This is a genomic window from Shewanella polaris (assembly GCF_006385555.1).
Classification (GTDB): Bacteria; Pseudomonadota; Gammaproteobacteria; order Enterobacterales; family Shewanellaceae; genus Shewanella; species Shewanella polaris.
In genome coordinates, this window is sequence record NZ_CP041036.1 from 931474 (window position 1) to 950985 (window position 19512).

14 protein-coding genes are annotated in these 19512 nt (G+C 40.6%); 4 read left to right on the forward strand and 10 right to left on the reverse strand.

The window, feature by feature from the left end:
* Window positions 1-6: 6 nt before the first annotated feature.
* The 7 genes from FH971_RS04050 to FH971_RS04080 all read right to left on the reverse strand — a co-directional run bounded on the left by FH971_RS04050 (window position 7) and on the right by FH971_RS04080 (window position 8563).
* Window positions 7-780 carry a class I SAM-dependent methyltransferase gene (locus FH971_RS04050; protein WP_140233447.1) on the reverse strand — a complete coding sequence of 258 codons (774 nt, stop codon included), beginning with the start codon at window positions 778-780 and terminating at the stop codon, window positions 7-9.
* Between the two features lie 173 nt (window positions 781-953).
* Window positions 954-1895, reverse strand: coding sequence for a sugar kinase (locus FH971_RS04055; RefSeq protein WP_140233448.1), 942 nt, complete (start codon window positions 1893-1895; stop codon window positions 954-956).
* A 2-nt stretch (window positions 1896-1897) separates the two neighbouring features.
* Window positions 1898-3184 carry an MFS transporter gene (locus FH971_RS04060; protein ID WP_137222631.1) on the reverse strand — a complete coding sequence of 429 codons (1287 nt, stop codon included), beginning with the start codon at window positions 3182-3184 and terminating at the stop codon, window positions 1898-1900.
* Complete coding sequence (locus tag FH971_RS04065) at window positions 3181-3528, reverse strand: cupin domain-containing protein (protein ID WP_137222629.1); 348 nt, start codon at window positions 3526-3528, stop codon at window positions 3181-3183. Before FH971_RS04065 ends, FH971_RS04060 begins: the two co-directional genes overlap by 4 nt.
* A gap of 43 nt (window positions 3529-3571) precedes the next feature.
* Window positions 3572-5803, reverse strand: coding sequence for a heparinase II/III domain-containing protein (locus FH971_RS04070; RefSeq protein WP_140235517.1), 2232 nt, complete (start codon window positions 5801-5803; stop codon window positions 3572-3574).
* Between the two features lie 65 nt (window positions 5804-5868).
* Window positions 5869-8160 (reverse strand): chondroitinase-B domain-containing protein, encoded by a 2292-nt coding sequence (locus tag FH971_RS04075; RefSeq protein WP_140233449.1) that lies wholly within the window; start codon window positions 8158-8160, stop codon window positions 5869-5871.
* A gap of 124 nt (window positions 8161-8284) precedes the next feature.
* Entirely contained in the window at window positions 8285-8563 is a 279-nt protein-coding gene (locus tag FH971_RS04080) for a hypothetical protein (RefSeq protein WP_140233450.1), read from the reverse strand.
* Window positions 8564-8876: 313 nt separating this feature from the next.
* On the opposite strand from FH971_RS04080, the gene FH971_RS04085 reads away from it, so the two are divergent.
* A complete protein-coding gene (locus tag FH971_RS04085; protein ID WP_140233451.1) occupies window positions 8877-9617 on the forward strand; it encodes a FadR/GntR family transcriptional regulator in 741 nt (246 codons plus the stop codon).
* A 722-nt stretch (window positions 9618-10339) separates the two neighbouring features.
* On the opposite strand, the gene FH971_RS04090 is transcribed toward FH971_RS04085, so the two are convergent.
* On the reverse strand, window positions 10340-11488 hold the full coding sequence (locus FH971_RS04090) for a methyltransferase (protein WP_140233452.1): 1149 nt from the start codon (window positions 11486-11488) through the stop codon (window positions 10340-10342).
* Window positions 11489-11798: 310 nt separating this feature from the next.
* Between FH971_RS04090 and FH971_RS04095 the strand changes: the two genes are divergently transcribed.
* On the forward strand, window positions 11799-12209 hold the full coding sequence (locus tag FH971_RS04095) for a hypothetical protein (RefSeq protein ID WP_140233453.1): 411 nt from the start codon (window positions 11799-11801) through the stop codon (window positions 12207-12209).
* An 11-nt stretch (window positions 12210-12220) separates the two neighbouring features.
* On the opposite strand, the gene FH971_RS04100 is transcribed toward FH971_RS04095, so the two are convergent.
* The gene (locus FH971_RS04100; protein WP_240778439.1) at window positions 12221-12703 is read right to left on the reverse strand and encodes a prepilin-type N-terminal cleavage/methylation domain-containing protein; all 483 of its coding nucleotides are present in this window, start codon (window positions 12701-12703) and stop codon (window positions 12221-12223) included.
* Window positions 12704-12857: 154 nt separating this feature from the next.
* On the opposite strand from FH971_RS04100, the gene FH971_RS04105 reads away from it, so the two are divergent.
* Window positions 12858-14678, forward strand: a complete 1821-nt coding sequence (locus tag FH971_RS04105; protein WP_420853468.1) for an ABC transporter transmembrane domain-containing protein — start codon at window positions 12858-12860, stop codon at window positions 14676-14678.
* 135 nt (window positions 14679-14813) lie between these two features.
* Here the strand turns inward: FH971_RS04105 and FH971_RS04110 are convergent, their stop codons facing one another.
* On the reverse strand, window positions 14814-16418 hold the full coding sequence (locus tag FH971_RS04110) for an AMP-binding protein (RefSeq protein ID WP_140233454.1): 1605 nt from the start codon (window positions 16416-16418) through the stop codon (window positions 14814-14816).
* 478 nt (window positions 16419-16896) lie between these two features.
* Between FH971_RS04110 and FH971_RS04115 the strand changes: the two genes are divergently transcribed.
* Window positions 16897-19452 carry a TonB-dependent receptor plug domain-containing protein gene (locus tag FH971_RS04115; RefSeq protein ID WP_140233455.1) on the forward strand — a complete coding sequence of 852 codons (2556 nt, stop codon included), beginning with the start codon at window positions 16897-16899 and terminating at the stop codon, window positions 19450-19452.
* Window positions 19453-19512: the final 60 nt, after the last annotated feature.

A 19512-nucleotide genomic window follows, 5' to 3' on the forward strand; every position in this document is an offset into this window, starting at 1 on the left:
GGATATTTATCGCGATTTTCTTGCTTTAATAGAGTAAACAAGTGGGATGAGGTGGTCTTGATGTTTTAGCTGGAAACCTTTGCCCGCTATAAACTTCAAACCCTCGATACAATTATAGGGACTGTAAGGGTGCTCGTTAAAAGCTTCGATGTTAAGTCCTGCGTTAATGAGTGCGCTAATGACTTCGCTTATTGGATGCGGCCAAGTGACTACTGTTTCGATTTGGTCATTGTGGTTTTCGGTATAGGTGACTTCATCTTCGATATCGGGTTGTGACTGTGGGAAGTAGCCATAACCACACAACACATCATTAAAAGGGTGGAACTCAACCAAATGAAATTCACCGCCAGGACGTAATGCACCAGCAATGGTTTGTGCCCAGCGACTTAAGTCTGGTAACCAAGCTAATACCCCATAAGAGGTGAATACGATGTCATATTGCTTGGTGTTGTTGTCACCAAATTGATAAATGTCGTTATTAATGAACGTGGCAGGTAAATGTAATTGAGCCGCCAGATTTTTTGCCGTTGCAATCGACTCGCTTGATAAGTCTACTCCCGTGACGTTGGCGCCAAGCCTTGCCCACGATAAGCTGTCTTGCCCAAAGTGACATTGTAAATGGAGTAGGCTTTTATTGTGCACATCGCCGACTTGTTCAAGTTCAATAGGGTTTAACGATGACTGACCTTGGATAAATGGGTCTAAGTCGTAAAATGTTGAGTCGAGATGGATTTTGGTTCGCTCATTCCATGCGTGTTTATTGATGGCTAAATAGTCCATTTGCAATGTTTTCTTATTGTTTTGGTATGGTTAATGACTTAATTATATTACTTGGCTGGACGTTAAAATACCAACATCTCATCAAGCTCGCCATGAAGACAAAAATAAAAAAGGCTTGATAACAAAACGTTATCAAGCCTTTTTTAAAGCGATGAAGTATGACGATTTAGCCGCTATTTTATCATTGATTTTTGACGTTCAATAAACTGATTAAATTCAATTTTTGGTGCAATAGCCCCTTTATGTTGAATAACAAATCCAGCCGCCTGTGAGGCTAATTTAATCGCTGTGTTGATATCTAAACCAGATAATCGAGCCCCTAAATATACCCCGTTAAACGAGTCACCTGCTGATGTCGTGTCAACTACGTTAGTCACGGGTGTGATTGAAAAATGTTGTTGCTGATCATTAATCACGTAGTTAATGCCGTTTTCACCATTCTTGATGACGAGCTCATTAATGGCGTAAGGCTGGCAAAACGCAATAATCTCGTCAACTGTGTTGATGCCATAAAGCTGATCAAAGTCATCAACGCCAGGTAACGCCACATCGGCCAAGCCAAAGGCTATATCAAACTGGACTTTGGCTTGTTGTGGATTTTGCCACATTCTCGCGCGGTAATTAGGATCAAACACAATACTGACACCCGCTTGTTTGCATTGTTTGATCAACTGCCAAAAGGTATCTCTATCTTCTGGCTTAATTACCGCTAACGAAATGCCCGAGAAAAATACCATATCTGCTTGAGTTATCTTACTGATGGCAGCATCGTCAATAAATTGCATCACTTGTCTTGCTGCAGAATCGCTGCGCCAGTATGTGAAACTACGCTCACCTTGACTATCGGTTTGAATAGCATACAGCCCAGCAATTTTGTCAGGGCTCTTAAATACCATGTCGGTATTAATGGCCTCATCAGCAAAGCTCTGTAGCATCGCCTGGCTAAAGCTGTCTTGCCCAATAGCCGTGACTAGGTGGGTATTAATATCACTAAAGGTTCGTTTCAAATAAACCCCAGTGTTATACACATCACCTGCAAATGATTGCCGCAAGCTGGTGGCCGTGACCCGCTGCAATTCGACCATGCACTCACCAAATAAAAACACACTTTTCACAGTTATGATTTCCTTTTTACTTGTTGAATTTTACCGCCTAACCACAGTGAAATTAATGCTAATGGGACCAGTGCAGCACCTAAAATAAAGAATGGCCCATAGTCACCGCCTTTGGTCATCATGGGTACCAATTGAATGGTGATAATCACACTTAATACCGCTGAGGTTCCGCTAATACCAGCTAGCGTACCCACTGTTTTACCCGAAAAGTAATCACTCGGTAAGGTTTGTACGTTACCAATGGCAGTTTGAAAACCAAATAAGATAAGTGCGATAAGCCCCATTGCCATCCAAGGTGTAGCAGCTAGTGACGTTAATAGTAATGATGGCAACATCACCATACAGCCTAATACTATGACACCACGGCGAGCTTTATTTACAGACCAACCGCGATGCATTAAATGACCACTAAACCAGCCACCAAATAACGCACCAATTGCAGCACCGACATAAGGTAACCAAGCAAATGCGCCAATTTGTTTAACATCAAAACCAAATTTTTCATTTAAATATAGTGGTAGCCAAGCAACAAATAACCACCAGATTGGGTCGATGAAAAAGCGCGCGGCTATAACGCCCCATGCTTGACGGTGACGCAGTAATTGTCCCATGGTGGGTACATATTCTTTGGCTTCATGTTGTTCTGTTGAACATTGTTGGCCTGTTAAAATATGTTGGCGTTCTTCTTCGGTGATCCATGGATGTGCATCTGGTGCAGATTTATAGATAATCATCCATGGAACAATCCAGATAAGACCTAACGAACCAACAACAATAAAAGTCGCTTGCCAACCTAAAAACGCATATAAAAAGGCGATAAGTGGTGGGGCAATAATTGAACCTAAAGACGCTCCAGAGTTAAAAATACCTTGTGCTAATGCACGCTCTTTAATCGGAAACCATTCGGCATTGGCTTTGGTTGCACCAGGCCAGTTACCCGCTTCACCTAACCCGAGCATGGCTCTGAAAATAGCAAATGAGGTTACGCTTGCTGCAACCGCGTGCAAGGCGATTGAAACCGACCACACGACAATTGACAATAAAAAACCTAAGCGAGTACCGATAGCATCAAATATTTTACCAAATAAAGACTGACCAATAGCGTATGAGATCATGAACACGGTAATAATGTTGGCATAATCGCTTTTATCTAAGCCTAAATCTTCGGCTATGCCTGGCCACATAATGGCAAGGGCGGAGCGGTCAATGTAATTAATGACGGTAGCAAGTGCCACTAAAGTAACCACTAGCCAACGTAAGTGTTTTAGTTTGAATGGACTGTTTTTCATGTTAACCCCTCAACAAAGTCTTCGCGCGCAGGGCTAAAAGTATCAATTAAAATGCCGCCAGTTGGGCAAACCGCACCATGATCAACATGAGGGGGCACAAAGAAGCTGTCTCCAGCGTTCAGCACCTTAATGACGCCATCCACATTGACATGAAACTCGCCTTCTACCACATACGATACTTGTGAATGGCGATGGGCATGCACATAACCTTCAGCACCTTTATCAAACCAAATTTTCACGGCCATGAGTTCATTATTAAACCCCAGCATTTGGCGTTTCAGTCCGCCACCGATATCTTCAATTTCGGTGCTATCCCCAAACGAAAAATGTTCACTCTGTTGCATGCTCTTACTCCCCATTTTTATTTTAATTTTTGTCTTAATTGAATTATTTAATGCTTAATAATTGGGCGCGTCCGCTAAACGGATATTGGACACCATTAACGCTAATGACGTTTTGGGTATCTTGAGTTACCGCTTTATCTGTTTGGTTTATTGCCAGCAAATATTGTTGTCCATCGGTAAAGTTTATTTGTACTGCTTCTAGCTCATCTTGTTGATGATAGATTAGCCCAGCAACGCTGCTGGTGGCTGCTAAGGTGTATTCTTTTGATGGGTTGTACTCACCGTGAGGCTCTATCACGCTGACATAAGTGTGATTAGTTGCATTCACTCGGTGAATAAACGACTGCTGTTGGCGTAAGTTCATATTGGGATCGTTGGCGCCCAATTGAGTGAATAACATTTGCTCGTCAGTGGCGTTGTTGAAGTTAGTGTTGACTAACGTGCTAAGGGTATAGAAATGGCCATTGTCATTTAACCAAGTCACTTTAGCTAACTCGTTAGCGGCTTTCTCTTTGGTTAAGTTAGCGGTTGCTAACGACCATAAGTGTTGATAACCATTTTTGTTACCTAGCGTCGATAACTGTGCCAACGAGGCCTGTCTGTCAAAGTTAGTGTCGATCAATTGTCCTTGATAATGTATTGGAAGGTCATATTGATGCGGTTTGTCAGCAGTGACTCGCATAATATCAATACCAATAACCGCATCACGTTGCTTAATGTTGACTAAAGCAAGTGTGCGTTTAAAGGCTACATCATCATAAGCCGTGTCAATTGATGCTGATGAGATAGTTAAATCTTGTTTAGCATCATAAAATGCTAGCTTGGGATGATGTTTGTTAGCGAACTTAACGTCACCGTTAAAGTGACTTTTTTCATCAACCACTAAGGTGTTATGGGCAATAGTTTGTTTGGCCCAAGATTTATTTTCCGGTAAATAACGTCCGCCAAATTTAGCTTCAACATTTAGAAAACGCGCCGCACCGTAATCTGACACAATTTCATTACCCGCATCGTAAAATTGCCACGTTAATTTATCAAAATGACCGTGACCTAAACCCTGTGCAGTTGCTTTAAAGACAATGGCTTGGTCGTTGGCTTCGCCTTGACGCATTACCACTAATGCACCGTCGTCACCATGTTGACCATCGCGAAATAACGCCGATGTAAATGGAAAAGGTTGCTGCAGATGGTTATCTAAGCCTTGGGCTACCTTGAGCCCATCACCGGTAAGTAAGATGTTGTTTTGCTGTTGGGCGATATCTAATAAGCGTGGGTCACCATTTAGGCCATAGGCTATCGCAACGCCATTAACTAACTCAATAGTGTCGATCCCTTTGCTTTTAATCGCATCATTCAATGGAAAAAATAGTTTGTTATAACTGAGTTCAACAGTGCTGGTAATCGCTTTAAGTAAAATGCCATCACGGTATTGGAATATTTTACGTTGTGGTTCGTTCTGCTCAATGGCTTTAGCAAAAGTGACAAACGGCATTAATGCATAACGCTGATAATAAGGCCCTTCATTGTAGTAACCGTCTGGTGAAAACAACTCGTTCAGCTGACGCATAAACCCGCCTTTTTTGGCGAGGTTTAAATCGTATAGCGCACGTTCAACCCATAATGGTTTGTCTAACACATAACCACTCATGCCTACCGCAGCGGTGGCCCAAGTACCATGGTTATGTACTTTGTTGAAGGTATGTGGGGATTGCTCTGATAAGAACAATGCGACAGGGGTAATAGCCCCTTTTTCAATACTGTTTCGTTCAGCAGGTGTCAGAGCATCGTAGATAAAGTCATATGCCTGAATGGTATGAACCAACCAAACTGCTTCATTGAGTCCTTGCCAAAATAATTTACCCTCATTATTGCTTTTACGCTTAGGGTGCAACGGGAGTGTTGGGTAAAGTTGGGCGTATTGCAACAGCATATTTTTAACGTATTTGGCATATTTTTTATCACCAGTAAGCTGATAAATAATACCCGTGTCATACATTTGCTGGTAATTACTTTTGTGCTTTTCGTGAGTGTATCCACCGCCAGCATCTTTCGGGGTCGGAACCTCAATGGGTTGAGTAAGACCTAAATCAACGGCACTAAGCTTGGCATCAAATGCATCTTTAAAGGCACCCGGTTGTGTAATTGCCAGTTTCATGGCCTTAACGTCTTGCTGGTTTATGACCAAGTTAGGGTGATTTGCTGCTACTGCAGGCAGAGCAATACTACAGGCTACAAACACAATGAATGTCAGTGGTTTTAGTGCCAAGCGGGTCATATTTTTTAAGCCGCTCCCAGTCACATTCGTCAACTGGCCTTTGCCGTTTTTGAGTTTGATGTTGTTCATAGTTTTTGCACTTTATTGTTGTTGATATCTGCAGTGTGTTTGCCAGCTGCAACCAGTTCGGTCACTTGTGGGCTAGCAGTATTGTTAAATTCATTATTGGCAATACGTGTTTTGGGTTCACCGACAGTGTGCTCAACAATAATAGGTGCACTATTGTTAAATTTATTGTCTTCTACTTGACTCATTTGCACCCCATGCAATTTCAAACTCGCCCCCGTTTTATTCCGCTTACCTAGACCTACTTGAGTGAACACATTGTGGTTAACAGACACATGTGGCCCAAAAGTACTTTCGTCTGTACCGCCGCGATATACCGAAGCAACAGAACCTTCAATATCTTCAAACTGGTTATTGTTCAGCGTGAGGTATTCGGCGTTATAAATCCCTAAGTCGTCAGTTTCTTTATTTAGGCGAAATAAATCCCCAGTAATATAGCGGAACTGATTGTGGTTAATATTAATCATATCGGCAAAGGCGCGACTTCCAGAGTCAAAGAAATGGAATGAATGATTCACATTAAGTTGTTCAACGATGCTGTTAGTCATTTCAAAACGGTAGTTGATTAACATGCCCCATTTGCGGGTTCTCACTACGCTATTGCCAGCAGAGTCAGGGCTGTTAAGACCGTTGATGACTAATCCATCTAGTTGCAAGCTGCCGTTGTCTTGAATTTCAAATAAGCTTGGACGCTCAAAACTAATAATGGCTTGACGAGGGTTTGCTGCTTTAAAGGTTAAGGTTTTGCTGATAGCCAATATTCTGCTGACATTATAGCGGCCATCATTTAGCAATAAGGTATCGCCTGATTGAGCTTGTGCAACTGCGCTGGCGAGTTCATCGTCGGTTGCATTGACTTTGATGATGTTACCTGATTGAAATGCAACAGTAGGCTCAGTTTTGGGATACCAAGATGCACCGGTTTCTTGCTTTAAAGTTGGGATTAAATTTTTACTGGCACCATATTGAGCAAGACTTGCATCGCTTGGATATAGCAAGCCGTTAGCTGCGCGTTTCATAGTGATATTTTTTGAACTAATACCTTTTGCCATTGATGGATTGAGATCTTTGCTGGCAAAGTTACTGAGGTTATCTGTAAAAGTTAGGCCACTAACATCATCGTGCAAAGTAAAGGGTGCTGCTGGGCTAATAAACAAGTTTTGACTTAATGTGCTGTCTAAAGGCACTGCTGAACGTTCTGCGTCACTTCCCGCTGCGAGCTCAATATGGTCAAGGTTAATAAAGCTGTTGTGGTTAATATTGGCATTTATCACTTGATGATAGCGATTAATCGATGAGTTCGGTACGCCATTCATGATGGTAAAACCACTACCAAATCGATTGCCAGTTAAGCCTTCTAGGTAATTGTTGGTAATGATTTGATCGCGGTTAATGACTCGGATCCCGCCAGTATGATCTATGCCATTACCTAAAAACACATTGCTGTCGATAGTATTACCGTTGCCGTGTCTTAAGGTTAATGTGCCGCGAGCTTGGTAAAATAGATTGTTTTGAATACGGTTTTTACCTGATTTAACCGAGATAATTTCCACTTCGCCATCGCAGCGATCAAAGTAATTATTTTCAACGACAGTAAATGAGTCTGTTAGCGAGTAGTGACTGGTACCAATTCTAAGTGTTTCGCCGCCGTTAGACCCTAATATTGGACGAGGGCCAAAATAATTATGATCTATTCTGTGATGGTTTTGCTGGCTGTCTTTACTGTCTAAACGCACTGCAACGGTAACACCTACGTTGCGTTTACCAACAAAGTTGTTGTGATCAAGTCGATTATTCTGACCATATAAACTGACCCAGTAATCTGACTCTTGTCTGTCTGGATTACTGTAATTATCAATAACGACTTCGGTTACACGAGAGTGAAAGGCCAGTTGTTTTTTATTTTTTCTAAAAGCGATGACTTCATTGCTCGGGGTGTAACCATTTTTAAAGACTAACCCAGATACCTGTAAATATTCGCCAGCCAGTTTTAAGTTAGATTGGCCAGACAGGATCACCTTGCCTTTAGTTTCGGCTGTTAATTCAATTGGTGAGTCAGCAGTACCTTTAGCCATAAACAACACTTCAAAGTTTTGCCATATACCATTTTTTAAAATGATTTTATCGCCAGGTTCAACTTGCTTTAGTGCCGTTTTGTATTCAGCTTGTGTTGCCACTAAGCGATCCTTTGCCTGCACCATGGTTGATGGAGCGCAAAGCATTAATAAGACTAACAACTGAGTGAACAGCCAATGCGGTGATGATGGCGTATTGTTATTTGAATTATTCATCTAGTCTCTCGTGTAATTCTATTTTAATGATATTCCCGCGCTTGCTTTTGGATGCCATCGCAGGGTAAAAGTTTGATACTTCACTTTTGCATCTATGAAGAACTTAGTGCCAGAACGTGAGTATTCAGCCTTCGAGGTGTTGTCTTTTATTTAATGGCCGCGAAATGGTGTCGCGTAAGCTACCCACTGTAATGATGTCCAGTGGAGGAGATGTTGACACTTTGACATTTTTTGTAGCGAGGTTAGAGGAGATAAATTGTTGTCTTTCTATTAGTGTGTCTGCGGCTTTTGCAGACACATAAGTGCTAAAAAGTGATACCAGTGCAAAGCTGTAAATGGCTAATCGTGGTTGCCATTTTATTTTTGTTAACCTTAAGGTCTTGCTTCTCTTGTTAAATTTCACGTTAATCTCCCCAGATTAATTGATTTCCTTCTCTTAACGTAAACACAATGTTAAATTTTTATCATAAATTCTACTTTTGTGCTTGAATAGAAACTAACCAATGATTAACATTATGTCAACCAAATTGTTTTACCAATTGGTTGGTTTTATATTTATATGTTATTACCAATGTTTTTAAAGATATGACAATGTGCTATTATTTTAATATTGTGATGAAGATATTATGTTAATTAGTTGTTTGCTGCTACGGTATTAACCGATAATATGTCAGTAATAAACCAATCAATTGGTTTTACTTTTCGAAGGAAGGTGTATGAAAACCCGTCGTTTATTTTGGCGAATTGTCGATACTATTGAGGCCGCTATTGCCAGTGGCGAGTATCCTGTAGGCAGTCGCTTACCACCTGAACGTGAACTAGCAGATAAGTTTGATGTTAGTCGGCCAACTATTCGTGAAGCAATTATTGCGCTTGAAGTACGCGAGAAGGTTGAAGTTAAAACCGGCTCTGGTGTATATGTTGTCAGCCACAAATTACAAACTAAAGTTGCTAAAAATGTTAATGCATTTGAATTAACCCAAGCAAGAGCATTAGTTGAAGGCGAGATTGCCGCATTAGCCGCAAAAACCATTACAGCAGAAGAGCTTGAAAAACTGCATGGTACGCTGGTGATGATGAAAGATATGCAAAATGTTGAAGAAGCGGATGAGATGTTTCATCAAATAATTGCTTATTCGACACGTAACAGTGCATTGATTAATTTGTTCGAGAACATGTGGTCATTACGTTCGTCTAGCAATGAAATTATTGAAGACTACAATATAGTTTGTAGTACAGATAATTATAAAACCTTAGCCGAGCATACTGCTATTTATCATGCATTAGCTGAACACGACGCTTCAGAAGCTCGTTTAGCGATGCATAAGCATTTTAATCGATTGATCAATGTGTTGTTTGATAAATTAGAACAACAGGCATTAGAGGAAGTGCGCCGTAAGAATAGCGCTAACCGTGACTTGTATTCTATTGAAAACCTCGTAAAAACAAACGGTTAATCTTTATTTTTTTGTTTGTTAAATTATGCATGTAGACCTGTGAAATTGCAGGTTTAGTGATTCAGAACTTAATATTAAACGCGTTGACACTAAGTTGTTAACGCGTTTTTTATTGGTTTTTATTCGCGCTGTTGAGCATGACTGTAGAGTGAGAGAAACTAAAAATACCTAAGGTGCAGGTTCACTGTATGAGGCAAGAGATAGTGCATAATTTATGAAAGGATAATTATGTCGAACTTATTATCTACTGAACTTTCAAGATGAATGTCACCACCGTTTTTGCAATATATTAACCTAGTTAGAGACTTCTTCTCTAACTTTTTGAGCCACCTTATTTTTAAAAACTAAACCGTTTATCTAGAACAAATGTGAACTGCCGAAGATCAATCGTCCTTAGTCAATTGTTTGATTATCACGGACGATGCCGTTTACGATTTGTTACCGTATCTTTTTGGGGAAGATAAACGAATTATTGAACTTATCGCCCAATGGTTTTGGCACTTTCGTTATGTGGCTTTACATTTTAATGATGATTGCCATCAAACAATCCACCTTATTGGTCATACCAATTATCTTGCGCTTTATGACAAAAAAGATGGATATTTTGTTAAATAACCCTAAATGGTTAACTAAAGCAAAAGTGGTCAATTATGGGGGCGCAAAAATCCACAGCAGGAGCGGCCCCAGAATAAGTGCTGTTCCGTTTCCGTCATAATGCTAATTTACTTTTTAGCTTGTAACACCACAAATTTCCCATTTGATGCAACTGTGGTGCAGTTTTTAAAAATACGATTTATTTTAATATGGTAGGCCAAATGTCGATTACCGACAATATGCAGTATGCCTCCAGGCTTTAGGCGTTGATGTGCGTCGACAAACATTTGCCAAGCGATATGGTCAGTTATTGCTTCGCCTTGATGGAATGGGGGGTTACATAATATTAAATCAGGCGCAACATCTGCTGGGAGGTGTGTTAGGCAATCATCCCAATAAAAACTGGCTTGTGATTCATCCATTGTAGGGTTATCTAATTTGTTGTTTTGCCAGTTGTAGTTTGCCGATGCGATGGCCATATCTGAGTCGTCGACAAAATAGATATGCGCATCTGGATAACATTGCTTTGCGTGTAATCCCAAAATACCGTTACCACAACCTAAGTCGACTACTTGTTTAAAACTTCCTTTTGGCATGTTGTCGAGCATAAATCTTGCGCCAATATCCAATTTGTTGGCGGCAAAGACATTGGCAAGATTTGACATAGTTAGCTTGAGTTCATCTACTGTCCAACTTACTGCCTTTGCTAATGGACGCTGCCTACCATCGCTAATGCAGCTAATCACTCGGGTGTTTTTCCACGCTAAACTAGCCGATGCAGGGCCAAGATTTTTCTCAATAATGGCCAATAATGCTGGATTGATTGATTTTGCTTTAGCTCCAATGAGGATTTGTGTCCCTTGAGGCAATACTCTTGATAAACGCGCAAGTTGTTGACCAAAGTAATGTAGATTTTTTGACAGTTTCATCAGTACTAATTGGATATCTTGCGGCAATGTATCGCGACTATTTGACCAATGTATGTTTATCTCTGCTAGTTTGTTATGTAATAAATTTTGCTGGCAGCCTAATAAACTGGTTTTTGCGTCCGTTTCGACAAGTAATACCTTGTTAGGATTTTGTGTTGCTAATGCGCATGTCAATGCACCAAAATTGTCATTAAGGATTGCTGTGGTGGTGGCAGTGATTTCTGAGTCAATTAAGTATCTGATTAGGTGTTCGTCTGCAGCATCCCAAGCTTGTAGGTTTGATGCTTGTTGGCTTGGATAACGGAAAAGCTCAAGCTCTATACCTGAACAAGCAAACTGGGTTGTCATGATGGCGTTACCTAACTAAATGAATATTGAAAAATAGCTCGATATTATCTCAGATAAGCCTTACTAGCGCGAGGCTTAGACTTAAACAAGTTTATGAGGACAATGAGTGTTCTGTCCTGTCACCATTTCTAATCATCAGTATGTTTTTTCCCATAATATTTTTAAATTTTCATATACAACAAGTTGATAGGAATTAATTGGTTAAATCATTTTATCAAAAAGATGCTCATGTATAGCGATGATTGCTATTAACTGTGCGGTTCAGTAACATCAATCTATTGACTTAAAATAATATTTCCAAGGGATAATAATGAAAGGTGCAGGTGGAACGTCTGGTGGGGTAGGTCAGTTCTTTATTGGGTTAGCGATGATGTGCGGCGGATTTTACATGTTACTTAATGCCATTAAAATCACCAGTTCGTTCGGACTGGGCAATCATTTATATCAGTTTGGTGGTTTTGGATTAACCAGCGGTATGGTGATGATCCCATTTATTTTTGGTATTGGATTGATGTTTTATAACGGTAAAAATCCATTAGGTTGGTTACTGACTTTTGGTTCGTTAATCGCACTTGTTTTTGGCGTGATAAGCTCAATTAATTTTAGATTTTCCTATATGAGCGCATTCGACCTAATTGTTATTTTAGTTTTGAGTGTAGGTGGATTAGGGTTATTTTTACGTTCGTTAAAAGCAATTGAAAAACGCTACCCTGAGATATAATCTGTTAGCGGTTAGCAACCGCTAGTTTCAACATCAATAATTGGGCGAGCGCTGATAGAAGTTGCTTGTCGATAACGTAAATAGCATTGCGCTTTGCCCGCATCTTCCTCTATTTGGCTATGCCAATATACCCATGCACCTGAATAAACGGTGCTTCGACGTTTTTGCCAATCGCCCTCAGGAACATTCATTAATAAATCAATTCCAGCCTCTGTGCCATCGGGATAACCATAAGCTAATGTTACATCTACTCCACCAATGTCGAGTATTGTGGTTTCAAGCTTTTCATCACCTGCAATCGCCGCTTTTGAATAGGTTAATGTTGCTGCAGATTGCATGGCTGTTTCCATTCCTTCCATCGTCGACACAATTGCATCTGTTCTGAAATTAACAAATTTACTTGCGGCAACAACAGCTAATATAGCCAAAATGATAATGACGACAACTAGTTCGATTAATGTAAAGCCGTTTGATGATCTTATATTATTTTTCATTATGTTATTTGTACTGTTATGTTTAGTTGATACTAGCATCTGTTTGATGATGGGAGTTAACAGGCTATGTAGATACTTGATTGCTAAGACATCTACAATGTTACGTTTTGTTGTTATTATCAGTAAATCTTAGTTATATACGTTGGTAAATACTGTGACGAATTCTACGACTACTCCAACAGCTTCCATTATTGCAACCAAAAAACCGTTATCACCTTCGGTGTTGCCTTGGATATTACAATTTTTATCACCTTATAAAACAAAAGTTGTTGCTGCCATTGTGTTTTTATTTATTGGTTCGCTTGCGTGGTTGTCGCTTGGCCAAGGTGTAAAGCTGATGGTTGATGAAGGTTTTGTCACTGACAATGCAGCAAGGCTTAATGAAATAATGTTGATTATTATTGGTATAACGGCCATTAGTGGTAGCGCTGTTTTTTGTCGATTTTATTTAATGACTTGGTTGGGTGAGCGCGTCAGTGCCGATATTCGTTTACAGGTTTATCAGCATTTATTGTCACTATCGCCCGCGTTTTTTGCCTCTCAACGAACCGGCGAGGTCATATCGCGTTTTACTGCTGATAGTACGTTAATACAAAGTGTTGTGAGTTCAAGTTTGTCGATGGCACTCCGCTCAAGTGTCACTGTGCTTGGTGGCATTGTCATGATGGGGTTTACCAGCGTGAAATTAACACTTCTGGTGTTATTGGCTGTACCTCTGGTATTAGGCCCTGTGAGTTTTTTTGGCCGAAAAGTCAGAACATTGTCTCGTAAAAGCCAGGATAAAGTGGGTGACTTAGGTGCATATATTGATGAAACATTGCATGAAATACATACCGTACAAGCCTATACACATGAAGCTAAAGACCGAGAGTTATTTTCACAACGTGTAGAGTCGGTTATGGATGTGGCTAAAGGTAGAATTAAATATCGCGCATTATTGATATCATCGGTGATGTTTTTAAGTATTGCGGCTATTGCATTTGTGACTTGGGTGGGTGCTAAGGATGTGATGGCGGGTAATATCACTGGCGGTGAGTTATCTGCTTTTATGTTTTACGCCGTGATGGTTGCGGGATCGGTGGCAACCATCAGTGAAGTGTTCAGTGAAATCCAACGGGCATCAGGAGCCGCTGAGCGCTTAATGGAATTAGTGCATACGCCTGTTGATATTCCTCAGCAAGTTATACCGAATCATTTACCTTTATCCGTTGCTGGTTTACTCCAGTTTAATAATGTCAGTTTTGCTTATCCTTCTGATGAAAATCAATACGTTATTCGCCAATTATCAATGACCATTAATCCTGGCGAGCGGGTTGCGTTAGTGGGCCCAAGTGGTGCAGGGAAAAGCACTTTATTTGAATTGATGATGCGATTTTATCAACCTAAAAATGGCCGGATTTTGTTAGACGGTATCGACATCTCAACGTTGTCGTTGTCTGAGTTACGTCAACAATATGCGCTAGTGCCTCAAGAGTCGGTAATTTTTGCGATGAATGTGTTCGACAATGTGCGTTATGGCCGCTTAGATGCTAGTGATGAAGAGGTTGTACAGGCGTGTGTTGCTGCAAAAGCGGATGAGTTTATTGGTGAGTTTACTGAGGGTTATTTAACGTATTTAGGTGAACGGGGCGTGCGTTTATCTGGTGGTCAAAAACAGCGGATCGCAATTGCCAGAGCTATTTTGGCAGACAGGCCATTACTGCTGCTCGACGAGGCTACCAGTGCGTTAGATGCTGTTAGCGAGGTGAAAGTAAAACAAGCTCTTGACTCACTCATGGCCAAACGCACTACTGTGATTATTGCTCATCGTTTGGCGACTGTAATCAATGCCGATCGTATTTTTGTTATCGATAAAGGTCAACTCGTTGCCAGCGGTACCCACCATGAGCTTATGGACAGTAATGATCTTTATCGTGAGTTTGCGAGTTTGCAATTATTAATGGATAACGATAACGGTGACTCTAGTATTGAATAGGCAGAAAATTATTTTCAGTTAATTGATTCTATTAACAAAAAAGATGCCGAGGCATCTTTTTTGTTGATTATCGAAAAACAATATTAGCGATAAAAATTCACTTTAGGGCGAATGGTCTAAGCCATTGTTCGACAATTAAGCTGATTTACGTAACTCGCGACGTAAAATTTTTCCGACGGTACTTTTTGGCAGTTGTTCGGTAAATTCAATAATACGCGGGACCTTGTAAGCCGTGAGTTGGCTGCGACAATAATCTTTAATTATTTGTCTTGTTTCATCGATATTAGTTGATGGTTGTTTTAAAACAATGACTGCTTTAACTGCTTCACCAGAGTGTTCATCTTCAACCCCTACCACAGCGCATTCGAGCACTAACTCATGGGTTGATAGTACATCTTCGATTTCATTAGGGTAAACGTTAAAACCGGACACTATAATCATGTCTTTTTTACGATCAACAATGGTGTGATAACCATCTTCACTGGCAACACCAATATCGCCAGTTTTAAAGAAGCCGTCTTTGGTCATCACGTTAGCGGTTTCGCCTGGTTTATTCCAATAGCCTTGCATCACTTGTGGACCACGTACAGCGAGTTCACCTGCTTGGCCAACGGGTACTTCGTTATCATCCATGTCGAGCACCCGAACTTCTGTTCCGAGTACGGGTTTACCAATAGACCCTAGTCGTTGATATCCTGGTGCGTTTAAGCTCACTACAGGGGATGTTTCTGACAATCCATAGCCTTCAGAAATCATACAACCTGTGGTTTGTTTCCATAAGTTAGCTGCAGCACTGGTTAATGCGGTACCACCTGAAATCGTAATCGTCATTCTACTGAAATCTAACGCTTTAAATTCGGGTTGATGGCATAAACCAACAAACAAAGTATTTAAGCCCGCAAACCCAGTAAAAGGGTATGCCTTCATCGTATTGATTAATCCATGAATGTCGCGTGGATTAGGGATAAGGACTGAGCAACTACCAGATTCAAAGTACAGTACCAAATTAACCATAAATGCATAAATATGATAAATCGGCAATGGTGCAACAAACACATCATGTCCTTCAGTCATGGTGCTGGCAACACGAGATTTTACTTGGGCTGAGTTAGCTAAAAGGTTGCCATGATTGAGCATTGCACCTTTTGATAAACCCGTAGTGCCACCAGTGTATTGTAAGGCAATGAGATCGACATGGGTTGGCTTAACTGCTTGGTATTGATATTTAGCGCCTTGTGCTAATACATCTAAAAACGTTATTTTTGAAAATGGCGTATCAGCTTGGGGTTGTGGTTGGATAAGATCCATTGCATGGGTGGAGATCACTAGCTCGACGCTTGTGTTGTTTACCACATTTGTGAGTGTCGGTAGGAGATCTGACAGCACGACTAAAGCTTTAGCCTCAGAGTCATTAAACTGATGAGTCAATTCTCGCTCTGTATACATTGGATTGGTATTAACTAACACCATACCCGCACGGATAATCCCATAAGCAGCAATAACAAACTGCGTAATATTAGGCAGTTGAACCGCAACTCTATCTCCTGATTGTAAATCAGTGCAATGTTGTAGATAAGCCGCAAAATGACGAGAGTCTCGTTCTATTTCTTTAAATGTGGTGTCTTTACCTAAACATGCGTATGCAGTGTTGTTAGCAAATTTGTCACAAGCTTTTTCGATCAAATCAACTATTGATGTGTATTGGTGTAAGTCGAGTGTTGAATCAGCATCATAAGGCATGCTATCCCCTTTTATTTTTGGGTTGTTATTATAAAAAATCAAACGTCCGTTTAGATCGCTTTTACTAACCTACACGGGTCGAGATTAATTGGCAAAGGTTGTCTATAAAATCAAATTATATTTGAGTGGGCAATGACAAAATCATTAAAAAATAAAAATCAACTTAGATGTAAACTTTTGTATACAGTTTCGTTTTTTGGTTGTTTTGTAAGCGAAAAAGTTATTTGAAGTAAACAAACTGTAAATAAATCTCAATGTGATCTATATCACTAAAATCAGACCCTTACCGCATTAATCATAAGTTTATTATTTAGAATTGACTAATTTTGTTTAAAAAATGTTAGCAATTATGTTTTTGTTGTTATAAAAATGTATATGTGGTGATGGGTGTTTCATATAGAAGGAAGCTGGTTTTATGGAATGAATCGCCTAAAACCAAATTGGAACACAACAATAATAAGCAGTTGGGATGATAAGAATGATGCAATCAAAAAAATCTACATTTGGTTTTAGTTCGTTGAGCTTGGCCATTTCATTTGCACTTGCTGGAACTGTTGTTAGTTCACAAGCTTTTGCAGCAGATGAAGAAGTAGCAAAATTAGATAATGTTGAAAAAATGGCTGTTGTGGGCTCTCGTGCGGCACCGCGTTCTATTGGTGACTCACCAGTCCCAGTGGATATTATCAGCAGTGACGACCTTAAGAAAAACGGCTCCACAGACATGATCGATATGTTAGTGACTTCAGTGCCGTCTTTTAACTCTCGTGCGCAACCTATTAGTGATGCCGCGACACTTGTTCGTCCGGTTAACTTACGTGGTCTACCATCAGACAGCACACTTATTTTGGTTAATGGCAAACGCCGTCACCGAGCATCTGTTATTGCTTTCCAAGGTGGTGGCATTAACGATGGTGCTCAAGGTCCAGATATTTCAGTCATTCCTGGTGTTGCCTTAAAGCAAGTTGAAGTATTGCGTGATGGTGCGGCGGCGCAGTATGGTTCGGATGCGATTGCGGGTGTCATGAACTTTGTATTAAAAGATGCTTCTGAAGGCGGCTCTATTACCGTTAGTCAGGGCGAATACTATGAAGGTGACGGCGCTGCAACGACGATTGATGGTAATGTTGGTTTACCGCTAACAGATGATGGTTTTATTAATATCAGTGCGCAATATAAAACGGCCGATGCCACAAGTCGCAGTGTACAGCGTCCAGATGCCGCGGCTATAGCTGCTGGAGGCAACGAATTTATTCAAGATCCTGCGCAAACTTGGGGTAACCCAGAAATCAAAGATGACTTTACCGTATTCGTAAACTCTGGTTTTGATATCAATGATAAGACACATTTATATGCTTTTGGTAACGTCTCATCGCGTAAAGCGACTGGTGGCTTCTACTATCGTAATCCACATAACCGTGGCAATGTTTACTCAGTCGATGGCGGCGAAACACTATTAGTTGGTGCCGTTAATGGCGATCAATCAACGTGTGATGTAGTGCCTGCTAATGTGGCTAATGTGCTTAATACTCCAGAATACCTAGCCATGGTAGCCGACCCAAATTGTTTCTCAATGAACCAAATTCGTCCAGGCGGTTATACACCGCAGTTCACTGGTAAAATTGAAGACATGTCTTTCTTTGCTGGTATTAAAGGCGAACTAGGGGAGTGGATGTATGATGCCAGTGCAGGCACAGGTAGCAACAAAGCTAGCTTTGGTTTAAAAAATTCACTTAACCCATCGATGGGGTTAGATACACCTACTGACTTTGATACGGGTTCGTACGAGCAAGTTGAAACTACAGTTAACGTCGACTTTAGTCGTTACGTTACTATCGGTAGCCTAGAAGATATTAGTTTTGCAACGGGTTTTGAATGGCGTGAAGAGTCATTCGAGATTGGTCAAGGTGAAGAAGCGTCTTGGATTGCTGGTCCTTATGCCGACCAAGGTTTTAACATCGGCTCACACGGTTTTAAAGGTTTTGGTCCAGAATCTGCGGGTAAAAATGACCGCAGCAATATTGGGATTTATACCGATGTTGAAGCGCACTTAACTGATGATTTCTTGGTTGGCTTAGCATTACGCTACGAAGACTTTTCGACCTTTGGTGACACGTTAAACTACAAGTTAACCGCACAGTACATTGCAACGGATGAGTTATCATTCCGAGCATCGCACAGTACGGGTTTCCGTGCGCCGACAGTTGGCCAAGAAAACGTGGTTAATACTCAAACATCGATTGTTGAGGGTGACTTAATTCAAACCTTTATTGCACCACCAACTAATCCGTTAGCGGCATTTTATGGTGGTGAAGTACTCAATCCTGAAGAGTCGGTGAGTTATGCTGCAGGTTTTGTGTATGAGTATGAAAACTTATTCTTAACTGTCGATTACTACAATATTGAAGTTACAGGTCGTATTGCGCAATCTAGCCAAATTGCGGTTGAAGCAAGTGACTACGATGCATTAAGAGCTGCCGGTGTTGAATTCCCTGAATTAATTTCAGCGGTAACCTTCTATACTAATGATTTTGATACTACAACTCAAGGTGTTGATATTGTTGGTTCTTATACCACAGAAATGTTGTCCGGTGATGCGAAATTTAGTCTAGCCTACGGTTGGACTGATACGAGTGTTGATAAATACAATTCAGAAACGACTAATGAAGGCAAGGTTCGTCGTTTAGAAGACGGTATTCCTGCACATCGTGCCACCCTTACTTGGGGGCAAAATTGGGATGATTTAAGCATGTCTCTGCGTGGTAACTACTTTGGTGAGTACTATGCAACCCATGCTGATGATACGTCTGATTGGGGCTCTGAAATGGCTGATGCAGCCGTGACAATCGACCTTGAAGTCAGTTATGCCGTAATGGATAACTTAACGGTATCAGTTGGTGCTAATAACATCTTTGATCAAGAAGCGCAGAAGCTAAAAGACGGCACTTTAGGTGAGTTAGGTGCAGTGTACTACGAAAGTGGTCCATTCGATTATAACGGTGGTTACTACTACGGACGTGTAAACTACCGCTTCTAAATTATTGGTATCGTAATTATCACTAATTATGAATAAAAAAGACTGCTGCGGCAGTCTTTT

Bases quoted from the DNA above. Each gene is read 5' to 3' on its own strand.
- FH971_RS04075 (WP_140233449.1), bottom strand. From the start codon at position 8,160: ATGAATAATTCAAATAACAATACGCCATCATCACCGCATTGGCTGTTC.
- FH971_RS04110 (WP_140233454.1), bottom strand. From the start codon at position 16,418: ATGCCTTATGATGCTGATTCAACACTCGACTTACACCAATACACATCA.
- FH971_RS04115 (WP_140233455.1), top strand. From the start codon at position 16,897: ATGATGCAATCAAAAAAATCTACATTTGGTTTTAGTTCGTTGAGCTTG.
- FH971_RS04060 (WP_137222631.1), bottom strand. From the start codon at position 3,184: ATGAAAAACAGTCCATTCAAACTAAAACACTTACGTTGGCTAGTGGTT.
- FH971_RS04070 (WP_140235517.1), bottom strand. From the start codon at position 5,803: ATGACCCGCTTGGCACTAAAACCACTGACATTCATTGTGTTTGTAGCC.
- FH971_RS04095 (WP_140233453.1), top strand. From the start codon at position 11,799: ATGAAAGGTGCAGGTGGAACGTCTGGTGGGGTAGGTCAGTTCTTTATT.
- FH971_RS04100 (WP_240778439.1), bottom strand. From the start codon at position 12,703: ATGAAAAATAATATAAGATCATCAAACGGCTTTACATTAATCGAACTA.
- FH971_RS04090 (WP_140233452.1), bottom strand. From the start codon at position 11,488: ATGACAACCCAGTTTGCTTGTTCAGGTATAGAGCTTGAGCTTTTCCGT.
- FH971_RS04085 (WP_140233451.1), top strand. From the start codon at position 8,877: ATGAAAACCCGTCGTTTATTTTGGCGAATTGTCGATACTATTGAGGCC.
- FH971_RS04065 (WP_137222629.1), bottom strand. From the start codon at position 3,528: ATGCAACAGAGTGAACATTTTTCGTTTGGGGATAGCACCGAAATTGAA.
- FH971_RS04050 (WP_140233447.1), bottom strand. From the start codon at position 780: ATGGACTATTTAGCCATCAATAAACACGCATGGAATGAGCGAACCAAA.